We start from the raw sequence: 25,840 nt of genomic DNA, 5'->3' as shown, positions 1-25,840 counted from the left end.
TCACAGATCCTTGAGGTACCAGATGTCGCAGCCGCCGTGGCCCGTGGCGCCTATCGGCGCGTCGATGCGGCGGAAGCCGCTGCGCTCGTACAGGCGCATCGCGGCGTTCATGCCGGTGAGCGTTTCGAGGTAGCACGTGGTGAAGCCGAACTCGCGCGCCTTTTGGAGGCAGATGTTCATCACCGCAGCGCCGGCGCCGAGGCCGCGCGCGGTGGGAAGGAAATACATCTTGCGCAGTTCGCAGACGGACGCGTCGCCGCCTTCCAGCGGCGCCACCCCGCCGCCACCGACCACCTCGCCATTCACCTCGACGACGAAGTAGGCACTGCGTGGCGCACCGTAGGCGCGATGCATCCAGTCGACTTCCGGATCGTTGATCGCGAAGCCGGAACCGCAGGCACCGAACTCCGGCATGACGGTGCGGATGATGCGGGCGATGGCCGCGTCGTCGCGCGGCTCGATGGGGCGGATCGTGTACTCGGCGGGCTTCACTCGTTCGCTCCCTTCGCGCGGGTCACCTTGCTCGACGTCTCGCGGCCGAGCAGCGCGGCCAGCCAGCGGCCGGTGTCGACGAGCGCGTCGAGATCCACGCCCGTCGTCATGCCCATGCCGTGCAGCATGTAGACGACGTCCTCCGTCGCGACGTTGCCGCTCGCGCCCTTCGCGTACGGGCAGCCACCGGTGCCGGAGACCGCCGAATCGACGACGCGCACGCCTTCTTCCAGGCAAGAGAGGATGTTCGCGAGCGCCTGGCCGTAGGTGTCGTGGAAGTGCACCGCAAGCGCGGCCATCGGAACCTCGCCCGCCACCGCGCGCAGCATGTCGCGCGCCTTCGACGGCGTGCCGATCCCGATGGTGTCGCCGAGCGAGACTTCCTCGCAGCCCATGGCATGCAGCACCTTGGCGACGCGCACGACGTCCGCGATCGGCACCGCGCCCTGGTACGGACACCCCAGCACCGTCGACACGTAACCGCGGACGCGCACGCCGTCGGCCTTCGCGCGTTCCATCACCGGCGCGAAGCGCTCCAGCGATTCCTCGATCGAGGCGTTGATGTTCCTGCGGTTGAACGCTTCCGATGCCGCGGTGAACACCGCGATATGCGTGACGCCGACCTCGCGCGCGCGCTCGTAGCCCTGCAGGTTGGGCACGAGCACGGGATAGTCGACGCCGGCGCGGCGCGTGATGCCGCGATAGACGTCCGCGGCATCGGCGAGTTGCGGCACCCACTTCGGGCTGACGAAGCTGGTGGCCTCGACCACAGGAAGGCCGGTCGCGGACAGGCGATCGATCAGCGCGACCTTGTCGGCGGTCGCGATGATCGCCTTCTCGTTCTGCAGCCCGTCGCGCGGGCCCACCTCGACGATACGGACGGCGTCGCTCACGGCGCGGCCTCCAGCAGCACCAGCGCGGCGTCGGCCTCGACGAAATCGCCGGCCACGCCGCGCACCTCGGCGACCACGCCGTCGCGCGGCGACTTGAGGCTGAGTTCCATCTTCATCGCCTCCAGCACCATGACCTCCTGGCCGGTGGCGACGGCATCGCCGGGCTTCACCCGCGCCACGACCACGCGACCGGGCATGGGTGCGAGCACGCGGTCGGCGCCGCTCGTGGCCGCGTCGTGAGACGCGTCGTGCAACGCGGCGTCGGTGATCGACAGGCGCCTGTATCCGTCATGCACGGTCCAGACGCCATCGGCGCCGGTGGCGTCCACCCGCAGGGCGTGGCCGTCGATTCGTAGGCTCAGCGTCGTTCCATCGAGACGCGCGCCTTCGATCGCATGCACCCGGCCGCCGTGCTCGACCCGGAATCGCCCGTCGGCGCCGCCCGCCCGCAGCGTGACGCGTTCGCCGCGGTGCACGAAGGCCATTCGCGGCATCGCCGCCGTGCCGATGCGCCAGCCGTCGTGGTCGGCCCAGGGCGAGGTCGGATCGTTGGACGCGGCCGTGCAGCCGCGCGCGGCCGCTTCGCGCGCGATCAGCCGCGCCGCCACGGCGATCGGCAGAAGCCGCTCGTCCTCCGCCTGCGCCGCGCCGACGAATTCGTCGAGATGGCGGTCGAGGTAGCCGGTGTCGATCGTGCCGTCCACCACCGCCGGATGCCGCACCAGTCGTTCGAGGACCTCGATGTTCGACTTCGGTCCGACGATCGCGCACTGCGCCAGCGCCGTCCGCATGCGGGCCAGCGCCTGCGCGCGGTCCGCGCCGTGCACGATCAGCTTGGCGATCATCGGGTCGTAGAAGATGGTGACGGTGTCGCCTTCCACCACGCCGGAATCGACGCGCACGCCGTCGCCGTTACGCGGCAGGCGCAGCCGTTCGAGGCGGCCGGAGCCGGGCAGGAATCCCGCGTCCGGATCCTCGGCATACAGCCGCACCTCGATCGCATGGCCGCGCTGCGACAGGGCGTCCTGCGCGAGCGGCAGCGGCTCGCCCGCGGCCACGCGCAGCTGCCACTCGACGAGGTCCAGCCCCGTCACCATCTCGGTGACCGGATGCTCCACCTGCAGGCGGGTGTTGATCTCCATGAAGTAGAAGCCGCCGTCCTGCGCGACGATGAACTCCACGGTGCCGGCGTTCTCGTAATCGATCGCGCGCGCCGCCTGTACCGCGGCGTCGCCCATCGCCGCACGCAACTCGGGCGTCAGGAAGGGCGAGGGCGATTCCTCCAGCACCTTCTGGTAGCGGCGCTGCGCCGAGCACTCGCGCTCGAAGACGTGGATCGTGTTGCCGCGGCGGTCGGCGAAGACCTGGATCTCGATGTGGCGCGGCTTCTCGATGTACCGTTCGAGCAGCACGCGATCGCGGCCGAAGGCGTTGCGCGCCTCGCGCTGGCAGCTCTCGAGATTGGGCAGGAAGTTGTCGGACGTCCGCACGATGCGCATGCCCTTGCCGCCGCCGCCGTGCGCGGCCTTGATCATCAGCGGATAGCCGATGCGGTCGGCCTCGCGCTGCAGCAGATCGGGCGACTGGTCCTCGCCGGTGTAGCCGGGCACCACGGGCACGTTCGCGGCCTGCATCAACTCCTTCGCGCCCGCCTTGCTGCCCATCTTGCGCATCGATGCCGCGGGCGGCCCGATGAAGACGAGGCCCGCCGCTTCCACCGCGTCCGCGAAGTCCGCGTTCTCGCTCAGGAAGCCGTAGCCGGGGTGGATCGCCTGTGCACCAGTCTTGACGGCAACATCGAGGATCGCGTCGCCCCGCAGGTAGGACTCCTGCGGGCGCGGCCCGCCGATGCAGTAGGCCTCGTCGGCCTGGCGCACGTGCTGTGCGTCGGCGTCGGCTTCGGAATACACCGCGACGGTGCGGATGCCGAGCGCCCGGCAGGTACGGATGACGCGGCAGGCGATTTCGCCGCGGTTGGCGATCAGGATCTTGTCGAACATCAGGTGCACCAGGCCGGCTTGCGCTTGTCGAGGACCGCGCCGATGCCTTCCTGGCCTTCGGCCGAAACGCGCAGGCGGGCGATGAGGGCGGCGTTGTCCGCGTCGTGGCGGTCGCGGTCGGCATGTGAGGCGACGTCGCGGACGAGGCGCTTGGCCTCGGACGCCGCGACCGGGCCCGCCTTGAGCAGCAGCTCGACCTGGCGCTGCACGGCCGCGTCGAGCGCCGCTTCGTCGTCGACCACCTCGTGCAGCAGGCCGATACGATGCGCGGTCGCGGCATCGAACAGCTCCGCCGTGGCGAACCAACGACGCGATTCGCGCGCGCCGATGGCGGCGACGACGTAGGGAGAGATCACTGCCGGCAGCAGGCCGAGCTTGCTTTCGGTGAGGCCGAACTTCGCATTGGCGGTCGCGATCGCGATGTCGCAGCAGGCGACCAGCCCGACGCCGCCGCCGAACGCGGCGCCGTGGACGCGCGCGATCGTCGGCTTCGGCAGCTCGTCGAGGCGCCGCATCAGGCGGGCGAGGGCGAGTGCGTCGTCGCGGTTCTCGGCCTCGCTCGCGGCGGCCATGCCGCGCATCCAGTTGAGGTCCGCGCCGGCGGAGAACGAAGCGCCTTCGCCTTCCACGATCACCACCCGCACGGTCGGGTCGGCGGCGACGTGCTCGAGCGCGCCGGTCAGGGCGGCGATCACCGTCGCATCGAACGCGTTGTGCAGCTGCGGCCTGTTCAGCCGCAATCGCGCGACGCCGCCGTCGCGGAACTGGAGCAGGGGATGGCTCATGCCGGCATGCCCTCGGAAAGCCCGTGATCATAGCCGGTCGACCCGCGCCGGCCGGCCCGCGAGCGCGGCCGTGCGGGGCTGAAGCGCGGCCGACCGGTGCCGCCGGTGGAGGCGGGTTGCGGTGCTAGAATGAGAACAATTCCCATTTGGGCGACTCCACGTGAGACTGTCCGAACTCGACCGCCGTACCGGGGCGACCGTCGTCGCCGTGGACGACGCCTCGCCCAATGATTCGGTCGCGCGGCGCCTGCGCGAGCTGGGTTTCGTCGCGGGCGAACGGGTGGAGGTGGTCGCCGCCGGCCCGTTCGGCGCCGAGCCGCTGCTGGTGCAGGTGGGCTACACGCGCTTCGCGCTACGCCGTCGCGAGGCCGCGCGCATCGAGGTGCGGCTGGCGGAGACGGTGCAGCCCGCACGCGTGTCCCGCGTGCCCGAGGCCGCGCAGGCGTGAGCGCCGCCTCGCTGCGGCTGGCGCTGGTCGGCAATCCCAACTGCGGGAAGACGGCGCTGTTCAACCGCCTGACCGGCAGCCGCCAGAAGGTCGCCAACTACGCGGGCGTTACGGTCGAACGCAAGGAAGGCCGCTTCACCGCGCCGTCCGGCCGCGAATACGTGGTGCTGGACCTGCCGGGCGCGTACAGCCTGCAGGCCGCGAGCCTCGACGAGGCGGTCACCCGCGATCTCTGCCGCGGCTTCTATCCGGGCGAGCCCGCGCCCGACGTGATCGTGTGCGTGGTCGACGCCACGAACCTGCGCCTGCACCTGCGCTTCGCGCTGGAAGTGCGCGAGCTCGGCCGGCCGATGGTCGTCGCCGTCAACATGATGGACGTCGCGCGACGACGCGGCATCGAGGTCGATCTCGACGTGCTGCAGCGCGAGCTGGGCGTGCCGGTCGTGTCGACGATCGCGGTGCGCAGCGGCGGCGCGAAGGCGCTCGTGGACGTGCTGGATCGCGGCGGCGCGATGCAGCCGGCGTCGGACCCCAACACCGCCGGGCCGACCGCCGCCGACATCGACGCGCTGCACGCGCGCACGCGCGACATCCTGACCGCGGCGGTGCGCATGCCCCGGCGCACCGCCGCGATCGACGACGCGCTCGACCGCTGGCTGCTGCATCCGGTGTTCGGGCTGGTCGCGCTGGGCGTCGTGATGTTCCTGATCTTCCAGGCCGTCTACGCCTGGGCGACGCCGGTGATGGACCTGATCGAAGCCGGTGCCGCGTGGCTCGGTGCGAGCGTCACGGGGACGCTGCCGGCCGGACCGCTCACCAGCCTGCTGGCCGACGGGATCATCGCCGGGCTCGGCGGCGTCGTCGTGTTCCTGCCGCAGATCCTGATCCTGTTCTTCTTCATCCTCGCGCTCGAGGAGTCGGGCTACCTGCCGCGCGCGGCGTTCCTGCTCGACCGCACGATGTCGGCCGCGGGCCTGTCCGGTCGCTCCTTCATCCCGTTGCTCTCGAGCTTCGCCTGCGCGATCCCCGGCATCATGGCCACGCGCTCGATCCAGGATCCCCGCGACCGCCTCGCCACGATCCTCGTCGCGCCGCTGATGACGTGCTCGGCGCGACTGCCGGTCTACGCGCTGCTGATCGGTGCCTTCATTCCGCGGCAGAAGGTGCTCGGCGTTCTCAACCTGCAGGGGCTGGTGCTGTTCGCGCTGTACGCGGCGGGGATCCTGAGCGCACTGGCGGTCGCCTGGATCATGAAGAAGTGGCGGCGCGACAAGGGCGAGCATCCGCTGATGCTCGAGCTGCCGTCGTACCGGTTGCCGCACGCGCGCGACCTGCTGATCGGCCTGTCCGAGCGCGCTGGCATCTTCCTCAAGCGCGTGGGCGGCATCATCCTCGCGCTGACGATCCTGCTGTGGTTCCTGCTGAATTTCCCGGCGCCGCCGGCGGGCTACACCGGCGCGGCCGTGGACTACAGCTTCGCCGGACGCATCGGCCATGCGATGACCGCGATCTTCGCGCCGCTCGGCTTCAACTGGCAGATCTGCATCGCGCTGGTGCCCGGCATGGCCGCACGCGAGGTAGCGGTGTCCTCGCTGGCGACGATCTACGCGCTGTCGGCGGCTAACGACGTCGACGCGGCGAACGCGCTGTCGCCGGTGATCGCGCAGGACTGGTCGCTCGCGACGGCGCTGTCGCTGCTGGTGTGGTTCATCTATGCGCCGCAGTGCGTGTCGACGCTCGCGACGATCCGCCGCGAGACGAACTCGTGGCGGCAGGTGGGCATCGCGGCGGGCTACCTGTTCGCGCTCGCCTACCTCGCGTCGATGCTGACCTACCAGGTCGCGAGCCGGCTCGGAGGCTGACGTGGACGGGCTTGCGCTCCAGTACGTCGTCGTCGGCGCCGCGGTCGCCGCGAGCGCGCTCTACGTCTTCCTGACGCGCTTTCCGGCCACCGCGCGTCGCCTGCGCGGCTGGATCGCGATCAGGCTCGTCGACAGTGGATCCGCGACGCTGTCGAAGTTCGGCCGTCGCCTCGCGCCGAAGCCACGCGCGCAGGACGGCTGCGGCACCTGCGGCGGCTGCGACCCGCCGGGCTGACCGCCGCGGCTCCGGATCTCAGCGGCGCCGGCCCTTGCCGGCCGGCACCACGTTCGTCTCCACCGACACGCTGAAGCTGCGGCGCTGGTCGCCTTCGAGCGCGCCGACGCCGACCACGTGGCGATTCACTTCCTCGCCGCGCTCGTTGCGGATCACCAGCACCATCGTGTACTCGACCGCCTCGCCGGGCCGGTCCGCGCGCAGCGAGCCCTCGACGAAGAGCGACGTCGTTCGCTGCAGGTCGGTGCCGGCCGCCGCGTCGAAACGCAGGTGGTGCCGGCACCCCGGGCAGACGCTCGCGGTGTCGAGGATGGTGTTCCTGCAATGCGGGCAGCTGCGTGTCGCGCCCGGCATGCCGGGTCGGACGGCGCTCATGCGGCGCTGCCGGCCTCCGACGTCGACTCGGCCTTCGGCTTGCCGCCGGTGGCGGAATCGCCCCAACCGAACTCGACCATGCCGCGCATGCGCGCGCCGGCGGCCACGGTGACCGTACCGGCCTTGACGTCGCCGATCATCGAGCCGCTCTCGACGACCTCGACGCGCTGCGCCGATTCGACGTTGCCTTCGAGTTCGCCTGCGACGACCACGCGGCGCGCCTTGACGCCGCCGTTGACGCGCGCGCCGACCTCGATGGTCAGGTCGCCTTCGACCGCGATGTCGCCGGTGAACCGGCCCGCGATGCGCACGTTGCCGGCGCCCTGGATCTTGCCTTCGATCGAGATGTCGGACGCGATCACCGACTCCTTGGCCTCGCGGCCGACGGCGCGAGCCGACGGCGCCACGGCAGCGGGGGACGGCGCGACCGCGGCACCGGACGGTGCGAACGCGTACTCGTTCGGCGACGGATCCTTGCCGAGCGCGGAGTCGGTGGCGGCGGCGCCGTCGCGCTTGGGAGAGGTGTTCGGGAAGATGGCCATTGCGTGGGTCCCTCGGGGGCGGGATGGAAAGCCCGAGGCTATCACGCGGTATTGACGTCAAAACCGTGACCGGTCGCCCGACCCGACGCTCCGCGTCACATGCCAGAGGCGCCGTTCATTCCGGTCGGGATCGGTTCATGCGGCGACCGATCGCCGCGTCGCTTACATGCGGAACACGCCGAAGCGCGTGCGCTCCTCGATCGGCGCGTTGAGCGACGCCGACAGGCCGAGGCCGAGCACGCGGCGCGTGTCGGCAGGATCGATGATGCCGTCGTCCCACAGCCGGGCCGTCGCGTAGAACGGGTTGCCCTGCGACTCGTACTGGTCGCGGATCGGGCCCTTGAAGGCGTCCTCGTCCTCCGCGCTCCACGTCTTGCCGGCGCCTTCGAGGGCGTCGCGACGCACCGTCGCCAGCACGCTCGCGGCCTGTTCGCCGCCCATTACGCTGATGCGCGCGTTCGGCCACATCCACAGAAAGCGCGCGCCATAGGCGCGGCCGCACATGGCGTAATTGCCGGCGCCGAAACTGCCGCCGATGACGACGGTGAACTTCGGCACGTGCGAGCACGCCACGGCCGTCACCATCTTCGCGCCGTCCTTCGCGATGCCCGCGTTCTCGTACTTGCGGCCGACCATGAAGCCGGTGATGTTCTGCAGGAACACCAGCGGGATGCCGCGCTGGTTGCAGAGCTCGATGAAGTGCGCGCCCTTGAGCGCGCTCTCGGCGAACAGGATGCCGTTGTTGGCGACGATGCCGACCGGATAGCCGTGCAGGTGCGCGAAGCCCGTCACCAGCGTCTTCGCGTAGCGCGCCTTGAATTCCTGGAACTCGCTGCCGTCGACGATGCGCGCGATCACTTCGCGGATGTCGAACGGGCGGCGAGCGTCCTTGGGCACGATGCCGTACAGGCTGTCGGCGGAATACAGCGGCTCGCGCACCGGCACGGATGCGACAGGAAGCACCTTGCGACGGTTGAACGAACGCACGATGTCGCGGGCGATCTGCAGCGCGTGGTCGTCGTCGAGCGCGAAGTGGTCGGCGACGCCGGACACGCTCGTATGCACGTCCGCACCGCCGAGCGCTTCGGCGTCCACGACTTCACCGGTCGCCGCCTTCACCAGCGGCGGGCCACCGAGGAAGATCGTGCCCTGTTCCTTGACGATGACGCTCTCGTCGCACATCGCAGGCACGTACGCGCCGCCCGCGGTGCAGCTGCCCATCACCACCGCCACCTGCGGAATGCCGAGCGCGGACATCCGCGCCTGGTTGTAGAAGATGCGACCGAAGTGCTCCTTGTCCGGGAACACTTCGTCCTGCAATGGCAGGAACGCGCCGCCGGAATCGACCAGGTAGATGCAGGGCAGATTGTTCTCGAGCGCGACTTCCTGCGCACGCAGGTGCTTCTTCACCGTCATCGGGAAGTACGTGCCGCCCTTGACCGTCGCGTCATTGGCGACGATGACGACTTCCTGGCCCATCACGCGACCGATGCCGCAGACCATGCCCGCGGCGGGCGCCGCATCGTCGTACATGCCCTCCGCCGCCAGCGGCGCGATCTCGAGGAAGGGCGAGCCCTCGTCGAGCAGGCTGGTGATGCGATCGCGGGCGAGCAGCTTGCCGCGCGCGGTGTGCTTCTCGCGCGCCTTCTCGCCACCGCCGTCGGCCGCACGCGCGAGCCGTGCACGCAGTTCGTCGACCAGCGCGCGATGGTGCGCGGCGTTCTCCTGGAAATCGGCGGAGCGCGGGTCGAGATGCGATTCGATGACGGGCATGGCAGGCGGCGGCGAACGGGACGCGCGATCAAACCACATGGCGGGCGAGGGGGCCAGTCGACCGCGCCACGCGAGCGTCCGTGCGGACACGGATTGAACGTAGAGCCCACGCCGGCGTCTCGAGTGATGCGTGGCGTGCACATCCGAAAAGAAGAAGGCCCGCTTGCGCGGGCCTTCGGTACAGCGTCGAGCGAAGAGGATTACTTCTTCGCTTCGGCAGCGGCGGCGTCGGCCTTGTCGGCGACGTCCTTGGCAGCGGCAGCAGCGTCGTTCGCGGCGTTGGCGGTCGCGTTCGCGGCCGTGGCGGCGGCGTCGTTCGCAGCGGCGGCGGCGGTGTTGGCGGCGTTGTCGACGGCCTGGCCGGCCTCGGCAGCGGCTTCGCCCGTCGCGGCAGCGGCGGCGTCGACGCCCTCGGCGGCGGCATTGCCGGCAGCGGCGGCGGCGTCGGCAGCCTGCTCACCGGCGTTCTGCGTGGCAGCGGCGGCCTGGTCGGCCTCGTTCTGCGCGGTCGGGGTTTCGTTCTTGCAGGCCGACAGCGAGAGGGCAGCGGCAACGAGGAGCACGTAGAGCTTGGTGTTCATGGCTTTCTCCAAAGGAGTTGTCTGAAAAGTATGTCACTGCAGTCAGGCAACGCCACTGCGCGCATCGCTCGGCGGGAGCGGGCTAGTCGTTCACTGACCTATGGAAAAAGCCGCCGGAAGACCGACGGCTTTTCCCGATGCTACACCAGCAATCAATCGGAACTGATTACTTGGTCGACTCGGCCGGGACGGCAGCCTGCGCGGCGTCCTTGGCAGCGTCGGCAGCGTCGGCAGCCTTGTCGGCGGCGTCGGCGGCGTTGTCAGCCTGCGCGGCGTTCGGCGCGGCGGCAGCGGCGTCAGCCGAGGTCGCGGCGGCGTCGGCAGCCGAAGCAGCCGTGTCGGCAGCGGCCTGAGCGGCAGCGGCTTCGGTGCCCGTGCCGGCGTCGGCAGCGGCTTCCTGGGCGGCAGCGGCGTCCTGCTGCGCGTCGGCGGCGGAGTTCGCAGCCTGGTCCTTGTTCGAGCAAGCGGTCAGAGCCAGGCCCAGGGCCAGGGCGAGCAGCGCCTTGTTGATGTTCATGGGATCTATTCCTCGTCGTTGGTTTGGCAACGCGCAACTGCGCGCCCTAAACATGATGACAAGCGGCTGCGGCATGTCAAGCGATTGCTTGACGAGCGGCTTATCACGAATCTTTAACTTCAAATGATTTCGATTGCAATCGCCGTGGCTTCACCGCCGCCGATGCAGAGCGATGCCACGCCCTTGCGGGCGCCGCGCGCCTGCATCGCATGTAGCAGGGTCACGACGAGTCGCGCGCCGCTCGCGCCGATGGGGTGTCCGAGGGCCAGCGCACCGCCGTTGACGTTGAGCTTTTCCTGCGGGATGCCGAGGTCCTTCATCGGCGCCATGGCGACGCACGCGAACGCCTCGTTGATCTCGAACAGGTCCACGTCGTCGACGGTCCAGCCCGCCTTCTCGAGCACGCGGCGCGTGGCCTCCACCGGCGCGGTGGTGAACCACTCGGGCGCCTGCGCATGGCCCGCGTGCGCGACGATGCGCGCCAGCGGCTTGGCGCCGAGGCGCTTTGCCGTCTCGGCCGACATCAGGACGGCGGCCGCGGCACCGTCGGAGATCTTGGACGACGTCGCCGCGGTCAGCAGGCCTTCCTTGCCGAAGGCCGCGCGCAGCGACGGGATCTTCGCGGCGTCGATCTTGCCCGGCTCCTCGTCGGTGTCGACCACGACCTCGCCCTTGCGGCCCTTGACGGTCACCGGAACGATCTCGGCCTTGAACGCGCCCGAGTTCACCGCATCCTGCGCGCGGCGCACGCTCTCGGCGGCGTAGGCGTCCAGCGTTTCGCGGCTGTACTCGTAGGCGGAGCACGTCGCGTCGCCGAACACGCCCATGGCCTTGCCGTCGTACGGGTTGGTCAGGCCGTCATGGGCCATGTGGTCGAGGAACTCGGCCGAGCCGTAGCGGATGCCGGTGCGCGAGCCGTTGAGCAGGTGCGGCGCGTTGGTCATCGACTCCATGCCGCCGGCGACGACCACCTCGGCCGAGCCCGCAGTGATGAGGTCGGCGCCCAGCATGATGGCCTTCATGCCCGAGCCGCAGACCTTGTTGATGGTGATGCAGGCGGCGCCGTTGGGCAGGCCCGCGCCGAGCGCGGCCTGGCGCGCCGGGGCCTGGCCGAGGCCGGCGGGCAGCACGCAGCCCATGAGCACTTCCTGCACCGCGTCGGGCGAGATGCCGGCCTGTTCGACGGCGCCGCGGATCGCGGTCGCGCCCAGTTCGGGCGTGGGAACCCCGGTGAACTGGCCGAGGAAGGAACCGATGGCGGTGCGCTTGGCACCGACGATGACGACGTCGCTCATGGCGAACTCCGGGATCAGGAGGCCGGCGCGGTGGCCGGAACCGTCCGATTATGCGGCGCCGTGCTGCACTGCCGCAAACGGCGCCCCACCGGTCCGGAAGCGTTCGGAAACGTCGCTGCGACGTGAGGGGAAAACGCTCACGCCGCGCCCACGAAGGCGAACGCCAGCCGACCGATGCGACGCGCGCGAACCGGCCTTCGGCCCTGTAAAGCAGAAGGCCGCCCGGAGGCGGCCTTCGCAGCACCGGTGCAGAGGTCAATCGTTCCCGGCGAACAGCTCCCGCCCGATCAGCATGCGGCGGATCTCGTTCGTGCCCGCGCCGATCGCGTAGAGCTTCGCGTCGCGCAGCAGGCGTCCGGTCGGGTACTCGTTGATGTAGCCGTTGCCGCCCAGCGACTGGATCGCCTCCAGCGCGACCTGCACCGCGGCTTCCGACGCCTGCAGCAGACAGGACGCCGCGTCGATGCGCGAGCGGTGGCCCGCGTCGTAGTCGCGCGCGACCTGGTAGGCGAACGCGCGGCTGGACTGCAGCGCCGTGTACATGTCGGCCACCTTGCCCTGCATCAGCTCGAAGCAGCCGATCGCCGTGTCGAACTGCTTGCGCTCGCGCACGTAGGGCAGGGTGATGTCCATCGCGGCCTGCATCAGGCCGAGCGGGCCGCCGGACAGCACGAGGCGTTCGGTGTTGAGGCCCGACATCAGCACCTTGACGCCGTTGTGCACCTCGCCCAGCACGTTCTCCTGCGGGATCTCGCAGTTGTCGAAGACCAGCTCGCAGGTGTTGGACCCGCGCATGCCGAGCTTGTCGAGCTTCTGCGCCGTGCTGAAGCCCTTCATGCCCTTCTCGACGATGAAGGCGGTCATGCACTTGCTGCCGGCGTCCCTGCCCGCGGTGCGCATGTAGACGACCAGCACGTCGGCCTCGGGGCCGTTGGTGATCCACATCTTGTTGCCGTTCGCGATCCACGTGCCGTCGCGCAGTTCGGCGCGGCAGCTCATCGAGCCCACGACGTCCGAGCCGGCACCCGGCTCGCTCATGGCCAGCGCGCCCTTCCATTCGCCGGTGCACAGCTTCGGCAGGTACTTCGCGCGCTGCGCCTCGTTGCCGTTGGCGTAGAGGTTGCTGACGCACAGGTTCGAATGCGCCCCGTACGACAGGCCGACCGAACCCGATGCCCGCGAGATCTCCTCCATCGCGACCAGGTGCGCGAGATAGCCCATCTCGCTGCCGCCGTACTCGCCGGGCACGGTCAGTCCCAGCAGGCCCATCTCGCCGAGCTTGGGCCACAGGTCCTGCGGGAAGGCGTTGTCGTGGTCGATCTGCGCGGCGCGCGGGGCGATCTCGCTCTCGGCGAAGCGGCGCACCGCGTCGCGCAGGGCATCGATTTCCTCACCGAGGGGGAAAGGACGCATGCATCACTCCGTAATCTGTCGTCGAAATGCATGACGGGGCGCGAAGCCCCGTCATGTAGAAACCGTCGCGGCTCAGTGCCCGCCGCGGATGCGACCTTCGAAACGCGGCTTCGAGCGGCCCAGCGGCAGCTTGAGCTTGCCGAGCATCGCGATGCGCTCCTCGGCCATGCGGTCGGCGGCGCGGTAGGTCGGGATGCCGTCGCGGTCGGCGATCTCGTAGATGCGCGCGAGGTTGTGGTAGATCGTGCGCATCATGCGCATGGCGCGCTCGCGGTTGTAGCCGGTGATTTCCAGCGCCACGTTCATCACGCCGCCCGCGTTCACCGCGTAGTCCGGCGCGTAGACGATGCCCCGCTTCTCGACTTCGTCGCCGATGGCGTTGTTGGCGAGCTGGTTGTTCGCGGCGCCGCAGATGATCTTCGCCTTCAGGCGCGGCAGCGTGTTCTCGTTGACGGTGCCACCGAGCGCGCAGGGCGAGTAGACGTCGGCCGGCACGTCGTAGATCTCGTCGGTCGACACCGCCTCGGCGCCGAACTCGTCGACCGCGCGCTCGACCAGGCTCTTGTTGATGTCGGTGACGAACACCTTGGCGCCGCGCTCGCGCAGCAGCTTCACGTATTCCATGCCGACGTGGCCGAGGCCCTGCACGGCATAGGAGTAGTTGCCGACTTCCTCGTTGCCGAACTTGCGGTTCAGCGTGGCCATCAGGCCCTGCAGAGCGCCGTAGGCGGTGAACGGCGACGGATCGCCCGAGCCGCCGTGGACCTGGTGCACGCCGGTGACGTACTCGGTCTCGCGGTAGACGTATTCCATGTCGTTCACGTCGATGCCGACGTCCTCGGCCGTGATGTAGCGGCCGCCGAGCGAGTCGACGAACTTGCCGAACGCGCGGAACAGCGCCTCGGACTTGTCCTTCGACGGGTCGCCGATGATCACCGCCTTGCCGCCGCCGATGTCCAGGCCCGCCACCGCGTTCTTGTAGGTCATGCCGCGCGACAGGCGGAGCACGTCGTTCAGCGCTTCCTGCTCGCTCGCGTACGGCCACATGCGCGTGCCGCCGAGGGCCGGGCCGAGCACGGGGTTGTGGATCGCGATGATGGCCTTGAGGCCCGCGTCCTTGTTGTGGCAGAAGACGACCTGCTCGTGGCCGGTGGTGTCGAGGGTTTCGAAGATCATCGTCGGGCTCCGCGCCGGCGCCGACGAGCGCGCTCCGCGCGTTCCGGCCGACTGGGTTGGTTAAGTCGTTGAATCGAAGGGGAACGCGGGTCGTGTCCGGCGCGAAACGGCCCGGCACAGAAGCGGGATTTTAGCCCACCTGCGTGACGCGGCGCTCGCTTTGCCCGGGCGGGCGACCGGTCGCAGGCGTACGGACGGCGCTGCGGCGATGCCGTCCGCGCACGGCGGACAGGCGATCGGCCGCCCTGCGGTCACGTCGTTTGGCCGGCCCCGCGAAGCCCCGGTCGCGCCTCAGTACGCGCGGTAGGGCCGCTCCCGCAGCCACAGCGTCGCCACCCATTTCTCGCCGCGTTCCACCGGCAGGCCGGCATGCACCGCGCCCGGGTGGGGGCGACCCTCGGCGTCCAGGCTGTCGAACACCACGGCGCGCCCGGCCTCGGCCTCGACGCGCAGGTCGCGCGCCGGGAACTCGGTCGCGCCGCCCGCGGCCGGGGTGGTGAGGTAAGCGCAGATGGTGCGGCGGCGGTTGCCGGCCGACGGCCTGTCGCGCGCGATCGCCTCGGGCGGCAGGTCGTCGCGATGCGGGCGGTACTCCTGCCCGGGTTCGTACTGAAGGACGATCAGCTGTTCGGCGTCGACCAGCTCCATGCCCGCCGCGGCCGCCATGCGCAACTGCACGAGGCGCAGCGAGAAGTCCTCGAGCAGCGGATCGAACGACACGTCGCGGCTCGTGCGCAGCGACTGCTCGCCCGCGTCGGTGCCGTCCCGCGCATGCACGCGCGAGGCCTGAAGCATCGGCGCCGCGCTCGCCACCAGCAGCCGGCACTCGTCGACCGACAACAGCCCGTCGATCCGCGCGATGCGCGGCGACTCGCAGAGCACCACCGCATCCGGCGGGTCCAGCACCTCGTCGAGCGCCAGCGTCGCCGGCGGGCTCGGGCGACGGGGCGCGGCGGGCACGGCGATGATCTCCGGCAGGTCGGGGAAGCCGCCCTCGCGCAGTCGCGCCTTGAGCTGCGCGGCCGACTCGGGATGCGCGGTCACGCCCTCGCCGCGACGCACGCGCTCGGCGAGCAGCTGCGCGGCGATCGCATCGCCGCGGCCGGCGGCGTGGTCGAGCAGCTGGATCGCCATCGCCTGGTCCTGCAGGTTCGGCTTGCGGCCGAAGTGGATCGCCGCGGCGCGCAGCGCGGGCGGGTGCCCGGCCTGCACCGCGGCCAGCAGGCGCTCGCCGATGCGCGCATCGCGCGGCACCGCCGTGTTGCCCAGCCCGATCAGCGCGAGGAAGTAGCCCGCGATCGGCTGGCCCAGCGCCTCGGCGCGCTCGAAGGCCTCCACCGCGAGGTCGATGTCCGCCTCGGTGCCGATGCCGTACATCAGCATCCGCCCGAACTCGATCAGCGAGCCCGGGTGGCCGCCTTCCGCGGCCCGGCGATGCACCTCGAAGGCCTCCTCCATCTGCAGGCCCGCGACCAGTGCGATCGCGAGGCGGTAGAGGTCGTCGGGTGCGCCGGAGGCGGCGGCCGCGCGCAGCGCGGCGAGGTCGGTCGAATCGTTCATGCGGGGCAGGGTAACCGACCCTACGCGGGCCTCAGGCCCCGTACGGTCGCCTTGTTACAATCGGGACATCCTTAGAAATAGATGCGCGCGCCATGAGTTCGCCTGCCGACCGCCTGCCCGAAACCACCGCAACCGCCGCGGAAAACGCGTCGCCGTTGCGCTTCGTCACCGCCGCCAGCCTGTTCGACGGCCACGACGCCGCGATCAACATCATGCGCCGCCTGATCCAGGGGCAGGGCGCCGAGGTCATCCACCTGGGCCACAACCGCTCGGTGGAGGACGTGGTGCGCGCCGCGCTGCAGGAGGACGCCGACGGCATCGCGCTCTCGTCCTACCAGGGCGGCCACGTCGAGTACTTCAAGTACATGGTCGACATGCTGAAAGAGCGCGGCGCCGGCCACATCCGCGTGTTCGGCGGCGGCGGCGGCACGATCACGCCGGAGGAGATCCGCGAGCTGCAGGACTACGGCGTCGAGCGCATCTACCACCCGAACGACGGCATGCACATGGGCCTGGTCGCGATGATCGAGGACGTGGTGCGCCGCGCCGCGCACGCGCGCGTGGACAACCCGCCGCCGACGCAGAACCCCGACATCCACGACGAGATCGCGCTCGGCCGCATGCTCAGCGCCATCGAGGAAGGCCAGCTCGACGAGGCCCAGCTTGCGCACCTGCGCAAGCAGTGGCAGCTGGCCGGCAGCAAGACGCCGGTCGTGGGCATCACCGGCACCGGCGGCGCGGGCAAGAGCTCCGTCACCGACGAGCTGCTCAACCGCTTCCTCGCGCATTTCCCCGAGATGCGCATCGCCGTCATCTCCGTCGACCCCACGCGCCGCCGCACCGGCGGCGCGCTGCTGGGCGACCGCATCCGCATGAACTCGCTGCGCAGCCCGCGCGTGTACATGCGCTCGATGGCCACGCGCCGCCAGCACGCCGCCACCAACCTGGTGCTGCGCGACTGCATCGGCTTCCTCAAGGGCGTGGGCTACGACCTCGTCATCGTGGAAACCGCCGGCATCGGCCAGTCCGACTCGGAGATCGTCGACCTCGTCGACTTCCCGATGTACGTGATGACCTCCGACTTCGGCGCGCCGAGCCAGCTCGAGAAGATCGACATGCTCGACTACGCCGAGCTGGTCGTGCTCAACAAGTTCGACAAGCGCGGCGCCGAGGACGCCCTGCGCGACGTGCGCAAGCAGTGGAAGCGCAACCGCGTGGCCTTCGCGACCAAGGACGAGGACGTCCCGGTCTACCCGACCATCGCCAGCCAGTTCAACGACCCCGGCATCAGCTGGATGTTCGCCAACCTCTGCCGCCTGCTGCGCGAGAAACTGCAGCTGCCGGCCGACAAGTGGACGCCCGAGCTCGATACCTCCCTGCGCGAGCCCCGCGCCACCGTGCTGATCCCCGGCGCGCGCGTGCGCTACCTGGCCGAGATCGCCGAGCAGGGCCGCGGCATCAACCGCCAGATCGAGACGCAGGCCGAGATCGCCGACCGCGCGCAGTCGTACTGGCAGGCGCTCGAGTCGCTGGAAGACCCCGCGCTGCCGCAGGCGCTCGACCTCTACGGCGCCGACCACCTGCTCGGCGGCAACGGCCTCAAGCCGGTGGCCGACGTCGACGACGAGAGCGAGTTCAGCTACCTCGAGCGCGGCGTCGACCGCACGCTGCTCACGCTGCGCCAGCGCTACAACGACGCCGTGCAGTCGCTCAGCTCCGAGGCGCTCAAGCTGCTGCGCGAGTGGCCGGCCCGCCTGAAGTCGATCACCGACGACGTCAACGAGTACAAGGTGCGCGACAAGGTCATCGCGGTCGAAAACTACCGCGAGTCCCTGAGCCACCAGAAGATCCCGAAGATCGCCGCGCCCACCTACCGCGGCTGGGGCGACCTGCTCACCTTCCTGCAGAAGGAAAACCTGCCGGGCGCGTACCCGTACACCGGCGGCGTGTATCCGTACCGCCGCACCGGCGAGGACCCGATCCGCATGTTCGCGGGCGAGGGCACGCCCGAGCGCACCAATCGCCGCTTCCATTACCTCAGCCTCGGCCAGCCGGCCGCGCGCCTGTCCACCGCCTTCGACAGTGTCACGCTGTACGGCGAGGACCCGGCGCCGCGCCCGGACATCTACGGCAAGATCGGCAACTCGGGCGTCAACATCCCGACGCTCGACGACATGAAGAAGCTGTACTCCGGCTTCGACCTGTGCGCGCCCAGCACGTCGGTGTCGATGACCATCAACGGCCCCGCGCCGATGATCCTCGCGATGTTCATGAACACCGCGATCGACCAGCAGGTGGAGAAGTACCTGCGCGAGGACGAATCGCGCTGGCTCGCCGCGCGCACGAAGATCGACAAGATGTACGAGGGCCGCCACCGCCCGACGTACGAAGGCCCGCTGCCCGACGGCAACGACGGCCTCGGCCTGGGCCTGCTGGGCGTCACCGGCGACGAAGTCGTCGAGCCCGAGGTCTACGAGCGCATCAAGACCTACACGCTGCAGACCGTGCGCGGCACCGTGCAGGCCGACATCCTCAAGGAAGACCAGGCGCAGAACACCTGCATCTTCAGCACCGAGTTCGCCCTGCGCATGATGGGCGACATCCAGCAGTACTTCGTCGACCGCGGCGTCCGCAACTTCTACTCGGTGTCGATCAGCGGTTACCACATCGCCGAAGCCGGCGCGAACCCGATCAGCCAGCTCGCCTTCACGCTGAGCAACGGCTTCACCATCGTCGAGTACTACCTCGCGCGCGGGATGAACATCGACGACTTCGCGCCCAATCTGTCGTTCTTCTTCAGCAACGGCATGGACCCGGAGTACACCGTCATCGGCCGCGTCGCCCGCCGCATCTGGGCGCGCGCCATGCGCGAGCGCTACGGCGCATCCGCGCGCAGCCAGATGATGAAGTACCACATCCAGACCAGCGGCCGGTCCCTGCACGCGCAGGAGATCCAGTTCAACGACATCCGCACCACGCTGCAGGCGCTGTACGCGCTGTTCGACAACTGCAACAGCCTGCACACCAACGCCTACGACGAAGCCATCACCACGCCGACGGAAGAGAGCGTGCGCCGCGCCGTGGCGATCCAGATGATCATCAACAAGGAGCTGGGGCTGAACTTCAACGAGAACCCCTGGCAGGGCAGCTTCATCGTCGACAAGCTCACCGACATCGTCGAAGAAGCCGTCTACAAGGAGTTCGAAGCCATCAGCGAGCGCGGCGGCGTGCTGGGCGCCATGGACACCATGTACCAGCGCGGCAAGATCCAGGAAGAGTCGCTCTACTACGAGCACAAAAAGCACGACGGCTCGCTGCCGCTGGTGGGCGTCAACACCTTCCTCGGCAAGGACGGCCATAGTGATGTGGCCACAGAGATCGAGCTCATCCGCTCGACCGAGGACGAGAAGGGCCAGCAGATCACCAACGTGGCCGGCTACCAGGCCAATCGGAACGCACGGGCCGGGGAGGGCCTACGCTTCCTGCAGAAGACCGCCCGCGAGCGCCGTAACGTGTTCGAGGCGTTGATGGAGGCGGTGAAGACGCATTCGCTGGGGCAGATCAGCCATGCGTTGTATGAGGTGGGTGGGGAGTACAGGCGGAATATGTAAAACGGACGCCCGCGAAAGCGGGCGTTTCTCATTGCAAGTGCGCGGCACGATACAGTGCGCATGAACCGTGCGGGGGAATCGCGGCCACGCCAGGGCTCGCACCGCTTATAGACAGACAAAGGGGGGGGGTTAGATGTCAGATACTGAAAACTGGTTTGACGAAGCCGACGAGGGCGACTTCGAGGTGCAGATCGACGAATACGAGATCAGCGCCTCGCCAAACGACTTTAACGTTACAACTATCGTCAACTTCATCAAGTCAGGCGCGGTCAAGATCCCTGGCTTTCAGCGTCACTTCGTGTGGGATATCAAGCGATCTTCAAAGCTAATCGAATCGTTAATTCTTGGCTTGCCAGTTCCGCAGGTCTTTCTTTACGAAGAGAGCAAGAACAGCTTCTTGGTGATCGATGGGCAGCAGCGCTTGATGTCCATCTACTACTTTATGCAGCAGCGGTTTCCTCGCGTCGAGAAACGCGCCGAGCTACGGCGAATTTTCGACGAGAGCGGTGGGGCGATACCGGACGCTGTTCTCCACGATGACGAATACTTTGTTCCCTTTAAACTCAAGTTGCCCGAACGTCTCCCTGGCCAACCGAACAAGTTCAATGGGTTGAACTACTCGACACTCGGCGAGTACCGGGTAACCTTTGATTTGCGCACGGTGCGCAACATTATCGTGAAGCAGATTTCTCCAGACGGGGACGACTCTGCGGTATTCGAGATCTTCAACCGACTGAATTCCGGAGGCGTGAACCTGACGCCGCAGGAGATTCGCGCGAGCATGTATCACTCGAAGTTCTACGACATGCTCCAGCGCGCAAATATGAAGCCCGGATGGCGATCGATCGTAGGAACGGATGTGCCCGATCTGCACATGAAGGATGTCGAAGTGCTGCTGCGGTCCTTTGCGTTGCTAGTCAACGCCGAGAACTACGCGCCGTCGATGACAAAGTTTCTCAATTTGTTCTCCAAGAAGAGTAAGCAGAACGAGCAATCGCAAAATTACTATCTCGAGCGGCTATTCGATGAGTTTCTGAATATAACTGCGCATCTACCTGCGCGGTCATATATCAACGAGAGAAACAACCGATTCAACATCGCGCTGTTTGAGTCCTCATTCTATGCCGCTTGCCGAGGTGCGTTTGATCGTCGCGGCGTCGACGTGAAGCGCTTTACGCCCCAGCAATTGGCTCAGTTGAGAACGGATAAGGAGTTCGTCGGTGCTGCTGTGCAAGGCACCAGCAAGAGCGACAGCGTGGCAACACGCCTACGGCGCGCGTCTCTCTTGCTTGGGTGACCTATGTCCAGTGCCGTTGCTGCATTGAAAGAGGACGCAGACGGAATCAAGGCTGCTCTAGGTAGTGCCGGTGAGCTGTCGCTGATTGTTACAGCCGAAGATGTGTTGAGACGAAGCTTGCTCATAGCAGCCGCCTCTGCATTCGAACACGAATTGGGCAGGAGGATTGATGCTGTCTTCACCGAGCAAAACTGCAGCCCAGAATGTCTCGCCTTGATACGAACGAAGGCAATTAGTCGACAGTTCTATACGTACTTTGATTTTGACGGCAAGAATACAAATAAGCTCTTCATTGCCTTCGGCGGGGAATGTAAAGACCGCGCTTCGGCTGCTATCCGCGCCTCAGAAGAACTTAAGGCGGCCCAGGACGCGTTCCTTGAGATATGTCGCACGCGGAATGCAATGGTCCACACGAACTTTGCCGCGTTCACGATCGAGCTGAGCAGTGATGAGATCTACGACAAGTACAAGTTAGGGCTGAAGTTCGTCGACTTTTTCGAGGCCATGATCCGCGGGTCGAGCGGCGCCACCCTCGCTGTCCGAGAGTCCAATGGTGCGGACGGCGACGCCTCCGCCGACGTTGTCGATAGTCAAGAAGATGGGAGGGGTGATGCCGCAAGAACTTAGCGCTGGGCCTGTCACGCTGCTGCAGCTGTTGCGCAACGAGCGCGAGTACGTATCGCCACTCTTCCAGCGGCGCTACGTATGGACATCTAAGCAGATTGAACAATTGTGGAAGGATGTCGACGAGATTTTGGAAGGCCGGGAATCCGCAAGATTCCTCGGTGCCCTCGTCCTTGAAGTCAAGAGTTCCGGCGTAGCATTTCAGCCCGACTCTAGCTGGATCGTGGACGGCCAGCAGCGAATGACGACCCTCTACGTATCGCTGCTGGAGATTGCGCGTTTAGCTGAAGCAGGCGGCGACAGTGATCTGGCAGCTTCGATTTTTAGGCAGTACATTTTTAACCAGGACGGGGCGCATCAGAATCGACCGAAGTTGACGCCCACGCTCCCCGACTATCGCCAATTCAATGGGCTGTTCGATGGGCTTAGCGGCGTGTCGCCGCGGCTTAAGCCGGCGTTCGGCGATGAGGTTGGTTCGCTGTCGGTCGCCTACCGACACATTGCTCGTGAGGTGAAAAGGCGAGTTTTCCACGAGAAGGCGTATTCGCCTGAGCTCGCTCGCCTCGTATCCAGCGCACTTTTGCAGCGGCTCAAGTTTGTGCAGATCAATTTGGGTGATGCAGAAGATCCGCACCAGGTTTTCGACAGCTTGAATGCCCAAGGCGTACGTCTCGAGAACAAGGATCTGATCCGCAACATAGTCTTCCAGCGGCTGGCGGACGCGCCCGGGGACGCGGAGGCTTTGTATAACGGCCAGTGGCTCCCGTTTGAGCAGGAACTCGGCGCGCGTTTAGATGACTATTTCTTTCCGTTTGCCCTGATCGCCAAGCCGTCTGCTACGAAATCAACGCTACTCGCGACTTTGCGCGATCGGTGGAGTGCATTAGAGCCCTCCGAGATTCTCGCGGACCTAAAGGGTTACGTTCCGGCGTTCCTGGCGTTAGTAGAAGCGGACGAGTCGCGGGTAGCTCGATATGAGAGCGATGCGGTCAAGTTAGCCGTCCGCCGGCTGCAGCGAATGAATTCTCCCTCGTCGGTCCTGCCGTTCTCAATGCGCCTTTTGCGCGGTTACGAGAACGGGGAGATTGACGAGGCAAGTGCCGAGGGCTCCTTGCGGCTGATCGAGTCGTTTCTCGTCCGTCGCGCCGTTGCGGGGTTTGAGCCTACGGGGCTGCACGCGCTCTTTAAGGATTTGTGGTCTGAAACCAAAGGTAAGCCCGAGTTGGTTGTCGCCACTATCGACCGATCGGCGACGATCCAGTTTCCTAGAGATGAGCAGTTCGCCGAGGACGTTCGTACTAAGCCGCTATACGGTCGCCGCCTGGCGCGCTACGTACTGGCGGAGTATGAGCGTGGACTTTTGGGCGGCGACCCATTCCCGGAAATCGACTTGACGATCGATCATGTCATGCCACAGACGCTTACCACTGTGTGGAAGGGTGTTGTGTCTCAAGATGATCATGAGGCGCTAAAGGACACGTGGGCGAACCTCGTACCACTGAGCGGCGCGGCAAACTCGGAGAAGGGGCAGATGTCATGGGATGATGCCCGTGCCTACTTCCAGAGTGAGACTGTGTTCAAGACCACAAAGCGACTAGCCCAGGCCAATGACACTTGGGATGCAGACGCGATTCGGGCTCGGGCAGATTCCTTGGCGCAGTGGGCGGTGCAGCGTTGGCCTCGATCAATGAGCTGACAGGAAGCACGTTAGAAGTGCTGACGGAAGAAAAACGGGGATCTTAAAGAATGGGGGTCAAGCTCATTTCTTGAAATCGAACTTGACCCCTTTGATCGTTCATTAGTGCCTCGACCCGAGTTCTCCCTCGCAGGCCGGACGTCAGCTGCCGGAGCCGTCATCCTCGTCGTCCCCGTCGTCGTCGTCCGTCCCGCGCCACCGCACATGGCCATCGGCCGGCGCCGATCCCTCGACCTCGCGCTCCTCGATGCCCTCGACCGAGCGCCCGGCGCGGAGGGGAAAAGAGGGAAAAAGGGGGCAGGTTCATTTCCCAAATGAGCGGCCCGACTCTTTTGCGTGGGCGCCAACGTCTCTGCCACAGGCGCTCCCGCTCCGTCGCCCCAAAAAAGCGGGTCAGTTCATCTCTTAGAGATCGGACCGGGCCCCTTTGCTTTTGCGAACTACACACAGGTGAAGCATGGTCGGTGCAGTGCACGGGCAAACGCTTGAACTCTTCTTTGTGGACGGTCGCCCCGATGGGATGTTGACCGCGAGCATATTTAATTGGACCGGGCACATCTTGTTCGCTCCGCGAACGCAGTTGGCGCAGGCATTGCGTCGACCTGAGGCGTCGAGAACTGGCGTGTACTTGCTTTTCGGGGAGGACGTTTCAGGACGCGCGCTGCTGTACGTGGGCGAGACAGACGAGATTAGGGAGCGTATACGGACGCACGACGCTAAAAAGGATTGGTGGTCGCGCGCGGTATTCGTAACGTCGGCGGAAGGCGGCAGTCTCAACAAGGCACACGTGAAGTACCTTGAGGCGCGTCTAGTCGAGCGTGCCCAATCGGTGGCCAAAGTTAAGCTCGATAACGTCAATTGCCCTTCGCTTCCCGAGCTGGGCGAAGCCGCGCAGGCGAATATGGAGAACTTTCTCGACTACTTGCACATCGTTTTGCCGGCGCTGGGTATTGACTGTTTTACGGACGACAGGCGTCCGAAAGCCGTAGAAATTTCGCGAGGTCGGTCTGAGAGTTCTTCAACTTTGTTTGTTCTAGCGACGCCGAAGCACGGCCTAAGTGCTACTGCGGCCCTGATCGATGGAAAGTTTATTGTGAAAGCGGGCTCCTTGGCGCGCGGCAGCTGGGCTGGAGCAACGACTAGCGACAGCACGTACGGGCGGCTGTTTCGCGAATTGGTGCAAACAGGCGTGTTGCGTCCGCTAGGCGCTCATAACGTATTTGCTGATGATTACGCATTCGCTAGCCCAAGCGCAGCCGCCGCAGTTATTAATGGGCGACCGTCGAATGGAACTTTGGCGTGGAGGCGGCAGGGTACCGGACAGACGTATAAGGAATGGGAGGCGGAGACTCTGGATCTCAATCTGGCAGATTACGTATACGAGTCTTCTTTGGCGGACGCTCTTCAAGCAGAGGATGAGAGGCTCAACGACGCTGCCGCGAGTTAAAGGGGGAAACAGGGAAAATTTCGAAAGAGCGAAAAAGGGGTCACGCAACAAAAGGGGTCAGATTCATTTCTCGAGAAATCGGACCTGGCCCTTTTTCATCGCCCCGACCCGTCAGGCGCCGGCCTCGATGCGGCTGAGCGCCGCGCCGGCGGTGTCGCGCCAGGCGGGGCTGAACTGCCGTTGCGTCGCGGCGCGCTGCAGCGCCGAGCGCACCGATGCCTTGCGCGTGGACTACCGGTAGCCCTTCAGCACGGCGTCGAGCGCGGCGTCCTGGCGGCCGAGCTCGGCATAGGTCTGGCCGAGGTTGAGCCACGTGGCCGAGCGCGTCGGCGACAGGTCGAGCGCGGCCACGAAGCGCGACCGCGCGCGGGCATGTTCGCCCACCAGCATGTAGGCGTAGCCGAGGTTGCCCAGCATCTCGGCGTCACGCGGCTGCAGCGCGAGCGCGTGTTCCAGCAGCGGGATCGCGGCCTCGGGCCGACCGCCGTTGATCAGGGCGATGGCACGGGCATTGAGGCTGCGTGCGTCGCCGTCGATCGCCGTCGCGGGGGCGGCGGGCGCGCGCGGCTGGGTTGCGGTGTCGCGCGCGGGTTCTGACGTGACCTCACGCGGCGGCGCCTTCGCCGTATCGCGCGTGGTGGCGACCCGCGGCGCGCGGGCGTCGATCACGGGCGGCGCCGTGCGCGCGCTGCGGGCAGGTGCGGCGGGCACGGTGGCGGCGGGCGCGTCCCGACGCATGTAGGCGTCGGCCGCCGAACGTCCGGGGCCGTCGTCGCGCGGCACGTCGTCCTCCTGCGCGACGTCGGCGTCGTGCTCGACGGCCTCCGGCGACGGGGCCTCCACCACGACGCGCTCGGTGACCGCCGGCGTCGAACCGCCCGCGGCACCCGCCGTGCCCGGCGCGTCGGCGACGCGGAAGAAGTCGTCGGAACCGGACTTCGACGACTGGCAGCCGCTGGCGGCGAGTGCGGCCGTCAGGGCGAAGGCGAGGGCGAGCGGTGCGTGCGTGGTGCGAGGGGAGATGTCCATGCGCCCGACCGTAAGGATCGCGGAGTCGAGGGAGGGTTCAAGCGACGGGCCTGCGCGTCGTGCCGGTCGCGGAGTGTTCACAGCAAGAAGGTGTCAGGTTCATTTCTCTTTCGGGAATCGAACCTGCGCCGGGCCCGGCGCTCTTCACGTCGGCTGGGCGAAACCCAACGGAAACCGCGCGCGCGGCGG

22 protein-coding genes are annotated in these 25,840 nt (G+C 67.2%); 8 read left to right on the top strand and 14 right to left on the bottom strand.

Annotated features, from left to right (window positions below; translation table 11 throughout):
- The 4 genes from E4F61_RS04795 to E4F61_RS04780 are packed head-to-tail and all read right to left on the bottom strand — an operon-like array spanning window position 1 to window position 4,170.
- Window positions 1-492: a GNAT family N-acetyltransferase gene (locus E4F61_RS04795; protein WP_238382804.1), complete on the bottom strand. Its 492-nt coding sequence runs from the start codon at window positions 490-492 to the stop codon at window positions 1-3.
- Window positions 489-1,385, bottom strand: a complete 897-nt coding sequence (locus E4F61_RS04790) for a hydroxymethylglutaryl-CoA lyase (protein ID WP_133478533.1) — start codon at window positions 1,383-1,385, stop codon at window positions 489-491. The genes E4F61_RS04795 and E4F61_RS04790 overlap by 4 nt, the downstream gene beginning before the upstream one ends.
- On the bottom strand, window positions 1,382-3,385 hold the full coding sequence (locus E4F61_RS04785) for an acetyl/propionyl/methylcrotonyl-CoA carboxylase subunit alpha (RefSeq protein WP_133478532.1): 2,004 nt from the start codon (window positions 3,383-3,385) through the stop codon (window positions 1,382-1,384). The genes E4F61_RS04790 and E4F61_RS04785 overlap by 4 nt, the downstream gene beginning before the upstream one ends.
- On the bottom strand, window positions 3,385-4,170 hold the full coding sequence (locus tag E4F61_RS04780) for an enoyl-CoA hydratase-related protein (protein WP_133478531.1): 786 nt from the start codon (window positions 4,168-4,170) through the stop codon (window positions 3,385-3,387). The genes E4F61_RS04785 and E4F61_RS04780 overlap by 1 nt, the downstream gene beginning before the upstream one ends.
- A 160-nt stretch (window positions 4,171-4,330) precedes the next feature.
- Here E4F61_RS04780 and E4F61_RS04775 point away from each other — a divergent pair, with 160 nt between their 5' ends.
- Genes E4F61_RS04775 through E4F61_RS04765 form a run of 3 tightly spaced genes read left to right on the top strand, consistent with a single transcriptional unit; the run spans window position 4,331 to window position 6,715 of the window.
- Window positions 4,331-4,618, top strand: a complete 288-nt coding sequence (locus E4F61_RS04775; protein WP_133478530.1) for a FeoA family protein — start codon at window positions 4,331-4,333, stop codon at window positions 4,616-4,618.
- A complete protein-coding gene (gene feoB / locus E4F61_RS04770) occupies window positions 4,615-6,480 on the top strand; it encodes a ferrous iron transporter B (protein ID WP_133478529.1) in 1,866 nt (621 codons plus the stop codon). Before E4F61_RS04775 ends, feoB begins: the two co-directional genes overlap by 4 nt.
- A 1-nt stretch (window position 6,481) precedes the next feature.
- Window positions 6,482-6,715: a DUF6587 family protein gene (locus E4F61_RS04765; RefSeq protein WP_133478528.1), complete on the top strand. Its 234-nt coding sequence runs from the start codon at window positions 6,482-6,484 to the stop codon at window positions 6,713-6,715.
- An 18-nt stretch (window positions 6,716-6,733) separates the two neighbouring features.
- On the opposite strand, the gene E4F61_RS04760 is transcribed toward E4F61_RS04765, so the two are convergent.
- From E4F61_RS04760 to E4F61_RS04720, 9 genes are all read right to left on the bottom strand, one after another.
- A complete protein-coding gene (locus tag E4F61_RS04760) occupies window positions 6,734-7,090 on the bottom strand; it encodes a hypothetical protein (RefSeq protein WP_133478527.1) in 357 nt (118 codons plus the stop codon).
- Window positions 7,087-7,632, bottom strand: coding sequence for a bactofilin family protein (locus tag E4F61_RS04755; protein WP_133478526.1), 546 nt, complete (start codon window positions 7,630-7,632; stop codon window positions 7,087-7,089). Before E4F61_RS04755 ends, E4F61_RS04760 begins: the two co-directional genes overlap by 4 nt.
- Window positions 7,633-7,794: 162 nt before the next feature.
- Window positions 7,795-9,405 (bottom strand): carboxyl transferase domain-containing protein, encoded by a 1,611-nt coding sequence (locus E4F61_RS04750; RefSeq protein WP_133478525.1) that lies wholly within the window; start codon window positions 9,403-9,405, stop codon window positions 7,795-7,797.
- Between the two features lie 200 nt (window positions 9,406-9,605).
- Window positions 9,606-9,986 carry a hypothetical protein gene (locus E4F61_RS04745; RefSeq protein WP_133478524.1) on the bottom strand — a complete coding sequence of 127 codons (381 nt, stop codon included), beginning with the start codon at window positions 9,984-9,986 and terminating at the stop codon, window positions 9,606-9,608.
- Window positions 9,987-10,152: 166 nt separating this feature from the next.
- A complete protein-coding gene (locus E4F61_RS04740) occupies window positions 10,153-10,503 on the bottom strand; it encodes a hypothetical protein (RefSeq protein WP_133478523.1) in 351 nt (116 codons plus the stop codon).
- Window positions 10,504-10,622: 119 nt separating this feature from the next.
- Window positions 10,623-11,798, bottom strand: coding sequence for a thiolase family protein (locus E4F61_RS04735; RefSeq protein ID WP_133478522.1), 1,176 nt, complete (start codon window positions 11,796-11,798; stop codon window positions 10,623-10,625).
- A gap of 255 nt (window positions 11,799-12,053) precedes the next feature.
- Complete coding sequence (locus tag E4F61_RS04730) at window positions 12,054-13,211, bottom strand: isovaleryl-CoA dehydrogenase (protein ID WP_133478521.1); 1,158 nt, start codon at window positions 13,209-13,211, stop codon at window positions 12,054-12,056.
- Between the two features lie 72 nt (window positions 13,212-13,283).
- Window positions 13,284-14,387 (bottom strand): Glu/Leu/Phe/Val dehydrogenase dimerization domain-containing protein, encoded by a 1,104-nt coding sequence (locus E4F61_RS04725; protein ID WP_133478520.1) that lies wholly within the window; start codon window positions 14,385-14,387, stop codon window positions 13,284-13,286.
- 291 nt (window positions 14,388-14,678) lie between these two features.
- Window positions 14,679-15,947, bottom strand: coding sequence for a 2OG-Fe(II) oxygenase (locus E4F61_RS04720; RefSeq protein WP_133478519.1), 1,269 nt, complete (start codon window positions 15,945-15,947; stop codon window positions 14,679-14,681).
- A gap of 92 nt (window positions 15,948-16,039) precedes the next feature.
- On the opposite strand from E4F61_RS04720, the gene E4F61_RS04715 reads away from it, so the two are divergent.
- The 5 genes from E4F61_RS04715 to E4F61_RS04695 all read left to right on the top strand — a co-directional run bounded on the left by E4F61_RS04715 (window position 16,040) and on the right by E4F61_RS04695 (window position 24,622).
- Window positions 16,040-19,558, top strand: a complete 3,519-nt coding sequence (locus E4F61_RS04715) for a methylmalonyl-CoA mutase family protein (protein WP_133478518.1) — start codon at window positions 16,040-16,042, stop codon at window positions 19,556-19,558.
- Between the two features lie 133 nt (window positions 19,559-19,691).
- On the top strand, window positions 19,692-20,855 hold the full coding sequence (locus E4F61_RS04710; protein WP_133478517.1) for a GmrSD restriction endonuclease domain-containing protein: 1,164 nt from the start codon (window positions 19,692-19,694) through the stop codon (window positions 20,853-20,855).
- A 3-nt stretch (window positions 20,856-20,858) separates the two neighbouring features.
- Window positions 20,859-21,482: a HEPN domain-containing protein gene (locus E4F61_RS04705; protein WP_133478516.1), complete on the top strand. Its 624-nt coding sequence runs from the start codon at window positions 20,859-20,861 to the stop codon at window positions 21,480-21,482.
- Window positions 21,436-23,175 (top strand): DUF262 domain-containing protein, encoded by a 1,740-nt coding sequence (locus tag E4F61_RS04700; protein ID WP_238382803.1) that lies wholly within the window; start codon window positions 21,436-21,438, stop codon window positions 23,173-23,175. The genes E4F61_RS04705 and E4F61_RS04700 overlap by 47 nt, the downstream gene beginning before the upstream one ends.
- A gap of 622 nt (window positions 23,176-23,797) precedes the next feature.
- Window positions 23,798-24,622, top strand: a complete 825-nt coding sequence (locus E4F61_RS04695) for a GIY-YIG nuclease family protein (RefSeq protein ID WP_202908945.1) — start codon at window positions 23,798-23,800, stop codon at window positions 24,620-24,622.
- 231 nt (window positions 24,623-24,853) lie between these two features.
- On the opposite strand, the gene E4F61_RS04690 is transcribed toward E4F61_RS04695, so the two are convergent.
- A complete protein-coding gene (locus E4F61_RS04690) occupies window positions 24,854-25,651 on the bottom strand; it encodes a tetratricopeptide repeat protein (RefSeq protein ID WP_133478513.1) in 798 nt (265 codons plus the stop codon).
- Window positions 25,652-25,840: the final 189 nt, after the last annotated feature.

This window comes from Cognatilysobacter segetis (assembly GCF_004359965.1).
In the GTDB taxonomy this organism is placed as follows: Bacteria; Pseudomonadota; Gammaproteobacteria; order Xanthomonadales; family Xanthomonadaceae; genus Cognatilysobacter; species Cognatilysobacter segetis.
Note: the sequence above shows the minus strand (reverse complement) of the source record. Positions and strands in the feature narration are given on the sequence as shown.